Raw genomic sequence first — 14,338 nt, 5'->3', positions numbered from 1 at the left:
ATGTCTAACGAGTTACAATTCAGTTCAGTATCAAAAGAATTATTAGGAAAAATCGAATCAAAAACAGCTACGATCGGTGTCGTAGGGCTTGGATATGTAGGATTACCATTAGCAGTTGAAAAAGCGAAAGCTGGCTATAAAGTTATCGGATTTGATGTACAAGAAAAAAGAACACAGTTGGTTAATGACGGTATTAACTACATCGGTGACGTTGTCGATGAAGAGTTGGCAGAACTAACTTCTTCTAAGCAAATTTTTGCTACAACCGATTATTCTTACATTAAAGAAGTGGATGCAGTAGCAATTTGTGTTCCAACACCTTTGGACAAGTACCAGCAGCCTGACACTTCATATGTTGAAAGCTCAGCGAAAGAAATTGCAAAATTCATTCACCCGGGTATGCTGATTGTACTTGAGAGCACAACTTACCCTGGGACTACTGAAGAAGTATTGCAACCGATTTTAGAAAAAACAGGCTTAGTTGCAGGAAAAGACTTTCATTTAGCATATTCTCCTGAACGTGTCGATCCAGGGAATAAAGTTTATAACACTAAAAACACACCTAAAGTGGTTGGTGGAATTACAGAACAATGTACGGCTATCGCAGCGTCTATGTATCGTTCAGTACTTGAAGGAGACGTTCACGAAGTATCAAGCCCTCGTGTTGCTGAAATGGAAAAAATCCTCGAAAATACTTTCCGTAACATTAACATCGGACTTGCAAACGAAATGGCAATCCTATGTAACAAGATGAACATCAATGTTTGGGAAGTAATCGATGCTGCGGCAACAAAGCCTTATGGATTCATGGCGTTCTACCCTGGTCCTGGACTTGGCGGACACTGTATCCCAATCGATCCGTTCTACTTAACATGGAAAGCTCGTGAATACGATTATCACACACGCTTAATCGAGACTGCAGGTGAAATCAACAACTCTATGCCTGATTTCGTACTAGAGCGTACGATGAAAATCCTAAACGAAGACAAAAAAGCTTTGAATGGAGCACGAGTAGTATTACTTGGAGTTGCTTACAAGAAAGACATTGACGATATGCGTGAATCCCCAGTATTGCCGATCTTAGAGAAGTTAGAGCTGGCAGGTGCTGATTGGGTCGTTGTAGATCCTCATGTTGAGCAGTTTAAATTAAACGGTGAGATGCATAAAACACATGAGTTAACGAAGGAATTATTGCAAGGTGCGGACCTCGTAATGCTTACAACGGATCATACTAGCTTTGACTACAATATGATTGCGGAAACGAGCCCAGTTATCTTTGATACTCGTAATGCATTGAAAGAACAAGCTCCTTCTATTAAAAAATATCACTTATTATAAAAGAAACAGGATGAGATAACCATTTTTTGGCTATCTCTTTTCCTGATTTTAGAACGGTTTTTATGTGAATTTTTTGAAGTTTATTGAGTTGGAAAAACTTTATATACACGCTTTTGAAAGAAATGGACAACTAGGCAAATGGCTGTGCGAAAACTGTTATGTATGGAATAGATCGAGTATACATGAAGGAGTAATTAAAACATGAAGTTCTTAACTGTATTAGGAGCAAGACCACAATTTATTAAAGCAGCTCCTGTTTCCCGTGAACTGCGAAAAAATCATGAAGAATTGATTATTCACACGGGACAGCATTATGATAAAAATATGTCTGATATCTTCTTTGAAGAATTACATATTCCTAAACCAGATTTTCATTTAGGAATCGGCTCTGCTTCTCACGGTAAACAAACCGGTGAAATGTTAAGCAAGATCGAAGAAATTATTTTGCAAGAAAAACCAGACTATCTATTGGTTTATGGAGATACAAATTCAACACTTGCAGGTGCGCTTGCCGCTGCAAAACTTCATGTACCTGTTGTACACATTGAAGCCGGGCTTAGAAGCTTTAACAAAAAGATGCCTGAAGAAATCAATCGCATCATGACAGACCATGTTTCTGAATATCTTTTCTGTCCAACAGACACAGCTGTTAACAATCTTACGGATGAAAACATGACTCACAACGTTATTAATGTTGGAGATGTCATGTATGATGCTGTGGAATATAACAGACAAATCGCAGAAAGTAATTCAAATATTTTAGATACATTCGGACTTAATTCCAAAGAATATCATTTAATCACCGTACACAGAGCTGAGAACACGGATGATCCTGAAAAAATTTCTGATATTCTTGCAGCTTTTTCTAAGATCGAAGAAGTTAAAGTTTGGCCGATGCACCCAAGAACGAAGCATGTAATTGAACGTTTGAATTTGAGCTTAGATTCTATTCCAAATTTGATGATTGTTGAACCTGTTGGTTATTTGGACATGCTAAAGCTAGAAAGCAATGCAAAGAAAATCCTTACAGACTCTGGCGGTGTGCAGAAGGAAGCCTACTTTATGGAAGTTCCTTGCGTAACGCTTAGAGAACAAACCGAATGGGTAGAAACTCTCGATAGTGAAGCAAATATTCTTGTCGGTACAGACAAAGAGAAAATTTTAGCTGCCGTTCGGAAGGATGTATCTCCTGTTTATAAGAATCTGTTTGGAGACGCAAATGCAGCTGGAAAGATCGCTAAACATTTCAATTAAACAGTTGTTTAAAAATGAGGTAAATAATTTATGAGAATCATCTTATTAAGTCAGCACTTTCCTCCAGAGGTTGGTGCTCCACAAATCCGTTTGTATGAAGTCAGTAAGGAATTACTAAAAAGAGGACATGAAGTAGAAGTCATAACAGCTTTTCCTCATCATCCTCATGGTATTATTCCTGATGAGTACAAAGGGAAGTTTTATCAATATGAAGAGTATGAAGGTATTCCTGTGCACCGTTCTTGGATTTATCCAAGTCCCAAAGGCACGTTTTGGAGAAGGCTGATGTCTTATTTTTCGTTCACCTTCAGCGCTTTTTATTCTATGATCAAGGCGAAGAAGACAGATGTGATTATCTGTACCTCTCCTCCTTTATTTTTAGGGATTACAGGCTATATCTCTTCAAAGCTTAAAAGAGCTAAGTTTGTTTTTAATGTAGCGGATATTTGGCCAGAATCAGCTGTAGAGTTAGGCATATTAAAAAATAAAAAGTTTATCTCTTTAGCTGAAAAACTAGAAGAATTTTTATATAAAAAAGCATGGAAAATTGCAACTGCTACTGAGGGTATCGCCGATTACATGCTTAAAAAAGGGAAAAAGAAAGAAAAAGTTTTCCTGTTGCCTAATGGCGTTAATACTGAAACCTTCCAGCCTGGAGTAAAAAATGAAGAATGGCTTCGGAAATTAGGATTTGAAGGGAAAAAAGTATTTACTTTTGCAGGGCGAATGGGATATGCACAAGGTCTTGATTCAGTGATACGGGCAGCTAAAATTGTTGAAGAAACAAATCCGGAAATCAGATTTTTATTTATAGGGGACGGTCCTGAAAAAGAAGAACTTGTCGAGTTGAAAAATAGCATTCAGGCAGATAACGTCATTTTCCATGATTCTGTTCCTGTAACAATGATGCCCGATGTTTTTTCGATATCTGATTTTAGTATTGTGTCACTTAGAAACATTGCTTTGTTCCAAGGTGCAAGACCTTCAAAAATCTTTCCAGCACTCGCTTCAGGTGTTCCTGTTTTATATTGTGGTGTAGGGGAAAGTGCAAAATTAATTGAGGATAGCGGCAGTGGAATCATTGCTGCTCCTGAAGATGATCAAGATATCGCAATAAAGATCATCCAATGTGCTAATTTAACTAATTTAGAATATGAAAAATATTCTTTAAGTGGCCGAGAATTCGTTTGCCGAGAATTTTCTTGGGGAAGAATTGTCGATGACTTACTCGAGAATATTCAAGATTATAAGAAAAGGTAGGGAATGCAAATGAAAGTTTGTCATTTAACCTCAGTGCATTCCGCTATGGATACACGAATCTTGATTAAAGAGTGCCAATCCTTACAAAAGGCTGGACATGAAGTCGTTTATATTGTTCCAAATGCCGAAGATGCTGAACATTTTGGTGTGAAGATTAAAGGCGTTACTTCGATAGCTAAGAATCGTCTGAAACGAATGATGAACACGACCTCTTTAGTTTTCGAGGAAGCTCTTAGGCAAGATGCTGATGTTTATCATTTTCATGATCCAGAACTAATGCCTATCGGACTTAAGCTTAAAGGAAAAGGAAAAAAAGTGATCTACGATGTTCATGAGGATCTGCCTGAACAAGTGCTTTCAAAGCAGTGGATTCCAACTCCTTTCCGAAAAAGTGTAGCTTATGGCGCTAAAAGTTTTGAAAGGTATGCGTCCAAGCGATTTGATGCGGTTGTAACAGCTACACCCTATATCAATGAACGTTTTAAAACATATAATCCAAATACTGTTACGATTCATAACTATCCACTGCTTCAAGAGCTCATGAAAGGGATGGATAGCGCAGAAACAGCATCTCCAACTGAAAATAAACAAAGAAGTGTTGTTTATCTAGGAGGTATTTATCTTTTACGAGGCATAAAAGAAATGATTTCTTCTGTTGAGAAGGTCAACGAAAAACTGCCGGTAACATTCCGCTTAGGAGGATCTTTTGCACCTGCCTCATTAGAGGATGAAGTGAAAAAGATGAGTGGATGGAAGTATGTGAATTATCTTGGATTTCTAAATCGGCAAGAAGTGAAAGAAGAGCTTAGTCATGCTGATGCAGGGCTCGTATTATTGCATCCAGAGCCGCGTTTTGTCGTTTCTTATCCTATCAAGCTGTTCGAATACATGTCAGCTGGTCTTCCGGTTATTGCTTCAAATTTCCCGCTTTGGGAAGAAATCGTTAGCGCTAATGAATGCGGCATCTGCGTAGATCCTTTAAACATTGAGGAAATTGCAAAAGCGATTCAAACCATACTGGATAACCCTGAAAAAGCTGCTGAGATGGGGAAGAACGGAAGACGGGCAATCGAAGAAAAATACAATTGGGAGAAAGAAAGCGAACGCCTGATTGAATTATATGAAAGATTGTCATAGATTGAAAAACAAAGCTCATTCATATATTCTGAATGATGTAGAAATGCTAATAACAATCATTAATAATTTGAAGAGAGAAGGTTAAATGTAATGAAAGTACCTATGCTTGATCTTACAGAACAATATCAAAACCTTAAAAACGACATCCTGCCAGCAATGGAAGACGTAATGTCCAATGCAAGATTTATTTTGGGCGACAACGTAAAAAAACTTGAAGCGGATGTAGCGAAATATAGCAATGTCAATCATGGTATTGGGGTGGCTAACGGAAGTGATGCGATCCATATCGCATTGACTGCCTTAAACGTAGGACCTGGAGACGAAGTAATCGTTCCATCTTTCACGTTCTTCGCAACAGCTGGAGCTGTAGCCCGTGCTGGTGCAACACCAGTATTCGTTGACTGTGATCCAAAGACTTTCAACATTGATCCAGCAAAAATTGAAGCAGCTGTAACTGACAAAACAAAAGCGATTGTTCCTGTTCACCTTTATGGTCAAATGGCTGATATGGATGCTATCGTAGAAATTGCTAAAAAACATAACTTAGGAATCGTAGAAGATGCTGCCCAAGCAATCGGTTCTAAATACAAAGGCAAGAGCGTAGGTGAGCTTGGAACTGCTGCAACTTACAGCTTCTTCCCAACAAAGAACCTTGGTGCATATGGTGACGGCGGAATGGTTGTTACGAATGATGATGAGCTTGCTGAAAAAATGCGTGTTATCCGTGTACACGGAAGTAAGCCGAAATATTACCACCATGTACTTGGATACAACAGCCGTTTAGATGAGCTGCAAGCTGCTATCCTTAATGTGAAATTCCCACATCTTGATGAGTGGAGCGATCTTCGCAGAGAGAAAGCAGAGAATTATACGAAGCTGTTAAATGAGCAGTTAGGTGATAAAGTAGTAACACCATTTATTGCAGATTACAACCACCATATTTTCCACCAGTATACAATTCGTGTAGAACGTCGTGACGAGCTTCAAAAATATTTACAAGAACAAGGCGTTTCTACAATGATCTATTATCCAAAACCTTTGCACTTACAGCCTGTATTTGCAGAGTTAGGATATAAAGAGGGAGATCTGCCGGAAACGGAGAAAGCAGCTGCTGAAGCAATTTCTTTACCGATGTTCCCAGAATTAAAAGTAGAACAACAGCAATATGTAGTAGAAAAAATTGCTGAATTTTATAATAAAAACTAATAACAAAAAAAGTGTTCACTCGTACTTTGGGTGAACACTGTTTTACATATTAACGGAAGAAGGTGTCTCTGATGACAGTACAAAAAGGTCAAAACGTAGTAATCGGTGATGATGTTAAATTAGGTGAAAATGTAACGATTGGACACAATGTTGTTATTTATGATGGAGTAACAATCGGAAATCATTGTATCATTCAAGATAATGCAGTGATCGGGAAGCAGCCTACACGCGCTAAAAACTCTATTCTGCCAGAAGTCAAAAAACTTCCTCCAACTGTAATCGGTTCAGGAGTTACGATCGGAACTTCTGCAATTATTTATGCAAATGCTGAACTAGCTGATGATGTTTTTGTAGCAGACTTAGCCACGGTTCGTGAACGTGTATCAATCGGTGAAAAAACGATTGTTGGCCGCGGCGTATCAGTAGAGAATGATTGTACAGTAGGAGTAAAGTGTAAGCTTGAAACAAACTGTTACATCACTGCTTATTCAGAACTTGGAGATAACGTGTTTATCGCACCGTATGTTGTTACAACAAACGATAATTATATGGCAAGATCTAAAGAACGCTATGATAAATTTAAAGGTGTAACAATCAAAAATGGAGGGCGTGTAGGAGCTAATTCTACAATTCTCCCTGGTAAAGTAATTGAGGAAGACGGAACAGTAGCTGCAGCAAGTGTTGTAACGAAAAATGTAGAAAAGGAAAACCTAGTAGTTGGTTCTCCTGCCCGCGTATTAAGAAAAGTTCCTGAAAATCAATTGTTAAGAAATCAAGACTAAACAAAAAGCACACGACCTCGTCGTGTGCTTTTTGTTTTTTAATAAATATCTTTTTGTACTGTTGTTGGATAGTAAAAATCCAATATAAAATTGTAATCTTTACCTTCAGCTGCCATTTGCTTTGCTCCAAATTGGCTCATACCGATTCCGTGACCATAACCGGCTCCATTGACTACGAATCGATCCGTATTATTAGTAACAGATTTGATATAAGGACTGTACATAATGCTTGAACCAATCATGTTGCGAATATCATATGAACGGCGTTTAACGGTAAGTGTTTTAACCGATAATTTGTTATCAGCCATTGCATAACCGTTAGATGTTTTTTCAAGGTACTTGAAAGTAATGGATCCATCTAATCTGTTATCTTCATCAAAAGATGTTGTGAAATCCACATTATCTATTTTAATGATTTTTATATCTGATGTTTTCGGGATATAAGCGTACCCGTCAGCTTTTAGCATCGTTTTGAATTGTGTCATTATTTTTGAATCAGTTTCGCTCGCATTATTCCACCAGTTATTTATTGATGTCGCAGTTGTATAATCAATTTTTGAGGTGTCAATCTGAGTTTTCTTTAATTCATATGACCAATCACCTTTATAATAACTGTATTTACTTGCATTTTTTACGTCAAATGTATCTTCAACTGACATTGAATAAGGAAGTCTTGCCGTTCCCCAAGAGTTCATGTTTGATAATGTTTGACCACCATTTGAAGAGTAGTAGAATGTTTGAGCAACACCCATTGGGTTTTTACTTGTCACTTCTGAAGGGTGAGTCAAAATAATACCTTTCGTTTCAGTTACAGCTGAATTGCTTGTCCCATATTCATTAGAACCCCAAATGTAGCCTTTATATACTTGGTTTGATTGTGTGTCATCAATAGCCATGTCACCTTTTCTATAAACGAACGTTCTAGCTGTTATAGCCTGGGCTTTTAAGGCTTGTTTTTCCCATGAATAACTCATTTCGCCTGGTAATACACCCTTCAGGTAATCTTCCAAAGGAACGTTGTCGTTAGTGGGTCTAATATAGCTGCCTTCAACCGCAAATGTCATATCACCAAGATAAGATAAATTGTTGTCGAGTTCAATAACAGAAGAAGTACCATACTGATCTGGACTTAAAGTGAAAGAAGATGCATTGAAATCTTTAATTATTGTAGATCCTTTATATAAGACAAGATCTTCACCAGCTTTTTTAATCGTATAATCGGTATTATCATCTAAGACTGCAGGCAGATCTGCCATAACGCTAGGGGAAACAGATGCCGTTCCGCCTAAAACCGTAAAATCAGAGATGGCTTTCGAGTTAATTACATCCTTGGTAGCAGCAGGAACATAAGTAGGCATTGTTAACAGCAATGGAGCATTTTGTTTTGCTGCTAAAACAGAACCAGTTAATGCGTCAGCAAACGTAAGTCCAGTAGCGACAAATGCTTTATCAGGACTCATCTTTAATTCTTTTAAAATGTTTGCAGCAACTTCAAAACGGTTTGCTCCTCCTATTCGGTCAGCATTTGGGAGTTTACTAGCAACTGATTTACTTACACTCGCCTCTCCACCTACGACTATCGTTTTAGTCGTTTTGTTCGACTTTAACGCTGATGCAGTTTTAGTCGGTAATTTGTCCGGTTGAGTTAAAAGAATCGGATATCCTTTTCTTGCTGCATAGGGTGCGATTGCTAATGCATCAGGGAAATTCAATCCATTTGCAACAATAGACGTTCCTGGAGTACCTAATTCACTAGAGATTTTTTGGGCAACCTCAAAACGGTCAGCTCCGCCAATTCTTCTTACAGAAATGTTACTGCTAATATTTTTAATGTCGTTGATTACTTGATTAGAAACACTTCCAGTTCCACCAACAATGATGACTTGGCTAGGCTTGATATCTTGAATTTCCTTTTTTGTATCTGCCGTTAAAAAGTTTTTCTGAGTTAATAAAATAGGACCTTTGTATTTGTAAGCTAACGGTGCAGCTGAAAGAGCATCAGCAAAGGCATCATAGTTTGCTAAAATGACAGTCTCAGCACTATTGCCCCAACTATTTCCGGAAACTTTCGAAGCCACGACAAAACGGTTAGCTCCATCAAGTCGTAATGAATTGTCTGTATTTATTCTGTACTCTCCTTGTGTATTAATGTTTAATGCAGTTTTGTTACCTATGTAATTTTTTAATTTAATGGATACGGATGGTTCTGCGGCTGAACTTTTACTTACGGGTGTAAATACAATGGACGAAATTAATAGAGTGGAAACAAACAGTCTATTAATCTTCTTGCTTTTCTTCAAAAGATCTCCCCCTAATTAAAGTAAATCATTACTAATTAAATTCTACCAAAAATAGTAAAACAACGGACATGAATTTACAAAATAAGATAAAATTATACAATATATATCATATTTACATTATTTTTGTATAACTATCGTTCATAATCATTATCGGGTTGTTATTCACTTTCTTTAGGGAATTTTGAATAAAAATGCAAAAAACACCTTTCGACATATAAAAGTCGGAAGGTGTTTTAAGATATTAAGATTATTATTTTCTAAATACTTCTGGCAAAAGGAGAATCATAAAACTAATCATTAAACCAATCAAAAAGCCGAATACAGTTTTCGTCTTTGCGCTTTCTTGCACTGTGTCGATATCTACGTTTTTTAAGACTTTAGCTTCATGTAAACCAAATATGATAATGTCATATTCACTTTTGGTCTTAGGTTTTTGAGGTCCAGCTTCTGACTTTGAATTTTTGTAAAATTTTTCAATATCTTCTTTAGCATCTTTTGAATCATTAATATATTGATTCACAACTAATTCTAGTGTCTTTTTAGCTTCTTTTGCGTTCTTACCGGTATAACTAAGGCCAAGTACTTTAGCTGGCTTAATGACAAAAGTTACTTTTGATTTAATATTACCTGGATCTATATTTGAATCTTCCTTTTTTAGCTTTTCAATAAATTTGTCACTAGTTATATACGTTTTTGCATATTCTGCATCAGTATAGTCAAATTGATTGCTATCTTTGTCAAATGTAGCTAGTTGAATTTCTGCATTCGCCGTATAAGATGACGGTCCTTCCTTTTGAAACAAATAAGCCGCACCAGCAGCTAATATTGGGATTAGAATTAATAAGATAAACCATTTTTTTAGTCTTGCTAATATTCTGTCTAACGTTTCTTTCATATGTTTTCCTCCGATTTTAAAGTTGAATGATAGGCCATATTCAACTGACTTGATCTCCAATAATTAATAAAGCCAATAGCAAAAGCAAACAACAGCCATAAATAATTCAATGTAATTTGAGAACTAGGGCTAATACTTGCTAAGAAAAAGGCTATAAGTGCTGTACACAAAGCCTCAGCTATCATGCGATTGTTACCGGTAGATTCTCTAAAGATATTAAACAAATAATAAATCAATCCTACATAGATAAGCAAATAGCCTGTAAATATAAAAATACCATAATTGACCATCATTTCAATCCACCAATTATGAATATTGATAATTGTATGAGTAGGATACAGCGCAAATTCTTTCATATAATACTCAGAGTTTCCTGCACCAATACCAAAGCCAAGAGATTCGCTTATAAAATGAAAAGAATTTTTTATCAGGTTGATGCGAATATCAACTGAACTGCCTTCTGTATTATTCCCAAGTGTTGCAATCAAACCATATACTGAAATAAAAGCATTATATATTTTATGAGGAACAGCTAGAATGGCAAGTATTCCTATAAAAGCACCAGCAAGTATAATGATTTTTTTAATGTTACGTGAAGTTAAAAACAGAAACCAGAATACTAGTCCAAGCAATATTGCAATATAATTTGCTCTGGAAGACGTCAGAGACATAATATAAAGCGAAAAAAGCATGATCCCTGCTGCTCCAGCTTTTACGATTAAATGCTTCGTGTGATTGGCTAGAGCTAATGCAAAAAAGAAGCTGATCGATATAAAACTGGCAAAATCATTTTCATTTGCGAAGACAGATGTTGGAATGGATTTCTGATAGGTGTCTATTCCGTAAAATCTTGAAGTCGGAAAATGGATTAAAGTTAAATGATTGATTAATCCAAAGATCAAGAGTAAAAGAAACATCGCTACCCAAATGTATAGTAAATTTACATAATCTCGCTCTCTTTTAAAAACGAAGGTAACGAAAAGAATTAAACTGATCCCAATAACTAAAAAGACAAAATCAGCTATTCCTGCTTTAATCGTTTTAGCCCATATTAATGAGATAAGGGCATAGGTAACCCAGACCACATGAAACATGATGATATTTTTCACATTTATTTTTGACCAGGGAGTTAACTGATCCTTCTGAAAATATTTGAAGAAAAATACAGGAAGCGCAATTAAAAATAAAAGTCTATATGGAAATAAGCTGAATGGACCAATATTTACACTTGCTACAGCAGGACCGAAAAAGGAACTGATGATTAGTAAATACAACAGGTTTTCCAAGAAAGAATGTTTATTTAGAAATGGTTTGCAAGCAATAAAAATCAGCAAGCACAAAATTAAAAATCCAGGTAAAAGAAGGATTTTATTCGAGTTAACTGTAAATATGCTTGAGGTAACGATCCACCCCATCAGCAAAGAAAATAGTAAGGCTGTAATAACCTGATAAATTAGACTTTTTTGTGTCTTTGAATATAACATGTAGCGCGCATAAACTCCTTTCCATTTCTCCTATCACAATAACTGAGTATATCATAATCTAAGACGCTTATTATCCGGTATACTAGTGTTTTACATGAGTGTTATAGAACTGTAACTTTTTTTGCAATGTTTTGAATTTATTACAGTTAATAGGTTTATCGTTAATAATAATAAGGAAATTATCAATTAAAATAAAGTAAGGACAGTTATTGTAAGATTTTGTCGAAAAATATAATGTAAAGAGAATATGAAAATTCTTTGTTATTGGTTGTGTATTTGAAAGTTTATCTTTATAATTTCATCTTAGGTACACAGATATTTCGACGAATGCTAAAAATAAATGAAATTCATATACAAAAGTGATTTGTAATAAAGAGGGGATATAATGAAAACATTGCTGTTAACAAGCTTTATTTCGTTCCTAACTGTTTTGCTTGTTACACCATTTGTTATTAAGTTAGCCATTTTGATTGGTGTGACAGACAAACCAGACAAAAGAAAAGTACATCAAAAAGTAATGCCGAGATTAGGCGGCCTTGCAATTGTAATAGGTGTAGTAGCTGGATATTTTACTGCAGGTCTCCAATATCAAGCTGTATCAGGTATCACATTAGGCGGGATTATTATCGTGATTGTTGGTCTTCTCGACGATAAATTAACAATCTCACCAAAAATGAAACTTTTAGGACAGCTGCTTGCTGCATTAGTTATTGTAGGAACAGGATTAACAATTGATTTTATAAGTATTCCTTTTGTCGGAAAGTTCGATTTAGGAATCTGGGCATATCCAATTACGATATTTTGGATTTTAGCCATTACAAATGCGATCAATCTTATTGATGGCCTGGACGGACTTGCAGGTGGAATATCTGCTATTGTTATCTCGACTATTGCCATCATGGCCGGATTAAATGGTAATATGATGATCCTTACATTGTCACTTATCGTATTAAGTTCTACAATTGGATTCTTATTTTTTAACTTTCATCCAGCTAAAATTTTCATGGGTGATACAGGAGCATTGTTTTTAGGATATTGCATATCAGTACTTTCGCTGCTCGGTTTATATAAAAGTGTTACATTGTTTAGTTTTGTCGTTCCGATTATCATTTTAGGAGTACCTGTATTTGATACAACGTTTGCAATCATTAGAAGGTTAGCAAATAAACAGCCTATCTCAGCACCTGATAAAGGCCATTTACATCATCGATTGCTTCAATTAGGTCTATCACACCGAAATACGGTATTGTTGATTTACGGTCTTAGTATTATCTTCAGTTTTGCTGCAGCTATTTTCTCATCCACAACAGTTTGGGGAGCCATAGCTATTACAGCTGGATTGTTAGTTTTACTTGAATTAATAGCTGAGCTGATCGGACTTGTGCATTACAAGTATCGACCACTATTATTCATTTGGAAAAAAGTATTCAATTCAAATTCTACACAACAAATTAAAATTGAAAAATAATAAAAACTTGCTTATATAGCAAGTTTTTTTATTATGCCCAAAATCAACTTTATTCAACCCATTTACGGAAAAAACTTACATAAGTAAATGAACCCATTTCATGGAACTCTATAGGATGGAAGCAAAATCAATGATTGAGGGCGAATGTATGATAAACAACCCATTTTTAATTGGTTTACTATGTTTTTTAACCGTTATCGCAGTAACTCCTCTCGTTATTCGGCTGGCAATAAAAATAAACGCGGTAGATGAACCGAACCAAAGGAAAGTGCATACAAAAGTTATGCCGAGATTAGGCGGACTCAGCATTGTGATTGGTGTTGGTATTGGATTTTTATTAAGCGGATTATTTGAAAAACAAATTCTGGGAATTACGTTAGGTGCTTTAGTCATCATTTTACTTGGATTTGCTGATGACATTTATCATTTATCGGCACTCAAAAAACTGATTGCTCAAGCGGTAGCTGGTATGCTGGTTGTGATGAGCGGGCTGATCATTGAAATTATTAATATTCCCTTTATAGGTGCTTTCGAAATTGGCTATTTTTCCTATCCCTTAACGATCTTTTGGATTATCGCTATAACAAATGCCATTAATCTAATTGATGGGTTAGATGGATTGGCTGCCGGAACATCATCTATTATTGTATTTACAATTGGAGTGATGGCTTTCTTAAGTGGAAAAGAAATGATATTTACGATTTCAATCATTATCTTTGGAAGTGTGGTTGGATTTCTTTTATATAATTTTCATCCAGCAAAGATATTCATGGGGGACATAGGAGCGCTATTTCTTGGTTATTGTATAGCAATTCTTTCACTGCTGGGTCTTTATAAAAGCGTTACATTATTTAGTTTTATCGTTCCCATTCTTTTGTTAGGAGTTCCGATTTTTGATACAGCTTTTGCCATCATTAGAAGAATTGTGAATAAACAGTCTATCGTAAAGCCTGATAAAGGTCATCTGCATCATCGTTTATTAAAAAAGGGTTTATCACATCGAAAAACGGTTTTGTTCATTTATGGGATGGGTTTAATGTTTAGTGCAACAGCCATCATATTACCTTTAACAACGCTTAGAGGAACGATCGTGATTATTTTACTGTTAGTCCTGTTCCTGCAATTCTTGGCTGAAAAAATTGGGTTAGTAAACGAGAGATTTACCCCATTTTTAAATATACTTAGTAAAGTACATCAAAAAAAATAACCCCAGT

At 35.9% G+C, this 14,338-nt stretch carries 11 protein-coding genes; 8 read left to right on the top strand and 3 right to left on the bottom strand.

What is annotated here, in order from left to right:
* The 6 genes from J2X07_RS10635 (at position 1) to J2X07_RS10610 (ending at position 6,977) form a co-directional block, all read left to right on the top strand.
* The gene (locus tag J2X07_RS10635) at positions 1-1,338 is read left to right on the top strand and encodes a nucleotide sugar dehydrogenase (protein ID WP_310258681.1); all 1,338 of its coding nucleotides are present in this window, start codon (positions 1-3) and stop codon (positions 1,336-1,338) included.
* 201 nt (positions 1,339-1,539) lie between these two features.
* On the top strand, positions 1,540-2,592 hold the full coding sequence (gene wecB / locus J2X07_RS10630) for a non-hydrolyzing UDP-N-acetylglucosamine 2-epimerase (RefSeq protein ID WP_310258679.1): 1,053 nt from the start codon (positions 1,540-1,542) through the stop codon (positions 2,590-2,592).
* A gap of 30 nt (positions 2,593-2,622) precedes the next feature.
* The gene (locus J2X07_RS10625; RefSeq protein ID WP_310258677.1) at positions 2,623-3,852 is read left to right on the top strand and encodes a glycosyltransferase family 4 protein; all 1,230 of its coding nucleotides are present in this window, start codon (positions 2,623-2,625) and stop codon (positions 3,850-3,852) included.
* 45 nt (positions 3,853-3,897) lie between these two features.
* Positions 3,898-4,989, top strand: coding sequence for a glycosyltransferase family 4 protein (locus J2X07_RS10620; RefSeq protein ID WP_310258675.1), 1,092 nt, complete (start codon positions 3,898-3,900; stop codon positions 4,987-4,989).
* Positions 4,990-5,079: 90 nt separating this feature from the next.
* Positions 5,080-6,195 carry a DegT/DnrJ/EryC1/StrS family aminotransferase gene (locus tag J2X07_RS10615; RefSeq protein WP_310258673.1) on the top strand — a complete coding sequence of 372 codons (1,116 nt, stop codon included), beginning with the start codon at positions 5,080-5,082 and terminating at the stop codon, positions 6,193-6,195.
* Between the two features lie 71 nt (positions 6,196-6,266).
* On the top strand, positions 6,267-6,977 hold the full coding sequence (locus J2X07_RS10610; protein ID WP_310258672.1) for an acyltransferase: 711 nt from the start codon (positions 6,267-6,269) through the stop codon (positions 6,975-6,977).
* 38 nt (positions 6,978-7,015) lie between these two features.
* Here the strand turns inward: J2X07_RS10610 and J2X07_RS10605 are convergent, their stop codons facing one another.
* The 3 genes from J2X07_RS10605 to J2X07_RS10595 form a co-directional block, all read right to left on the bottom strand.
* Positions 7,016-9,277, bottom strand: a complete 2,262-nt coding sequence (locus tag J2X07_RS10605) for a cell wall-binding repeat-containing protein (protein ID WP_310258671.1) — start codon at positions 9,275-9,277, stop codon at positions 7,016-7,018.
* A gap of 250 nt (positions 9,278-9,527) precedes the next feature.
* Positions 9,528-10,172: a Wzz/FepE/Etk N-terminal domain-containing protein gene (locus tag J2X07_RS10600; protein WP_310258670.1), complete on the bottom strand. Its 645-nt coding sequence runs from the start codon at positions 10,170-10,172 to the stop codon at positions 9,528-9,530.
* A complete protein-coding gene (locus J2X07_RS10595) occupies positions 10,169-11,656 on the bottom strand; it encodes an O-antigen ligase family protein (RefSeq protein WP_310258669.1) in 1,488 nt (495 codons plus the stop codon). Before J2X07_RS10595 ends, J2X07_RS10600 begins: the two co-directional genes overlap by 4 nt.
* 385 nt (positions 11,657-12,041) lie before the next feature.
* Between J2X07_RS10595 and J2X07_RS10590 the strand changes: the two genes are divergently transcribed.
* Positions 12,042-13,124: a glycosyltransferase family 4 protein gene (locus J2X07_RS10590; protein WP_310258668.1), complete on the top strand. Its 1,083-nt coding sequence runs from the start codon at positions 12,042-12,044 to the stop codon at positions 13,122-13,124.
* A gap of 148 nt (positions 13,125-13,272) precedes the next feature.
* Positions 13,273-14,331, top strand: a complete 1,059-nt coding sequence (locus J2X07_RS10585; RefSeq protein WP_310259032.1) for a glycosyltransferase family 4 protein — start codon at positions 13,273-13,275, stop codon at positions 14,329-14,331.
* The last annotated feature ends 7 nt before the right edge of the window (positions 14,332-14,338 follow it).

It is taken from the genome of Fictibacillus barbaricus (genome assembly GCF_031457135.1).
Classification (GTDB): Bacteria; Bacillota; Bacilli; order Bacillales; family Fictibacillaceae; genus Fictibacillus; species Fictibacillus barbaricus_A.
Note: the sequence above shows the minus strand (reverse complement) of the source record. Positions and strands in the feature narration are given on the sequence as shown.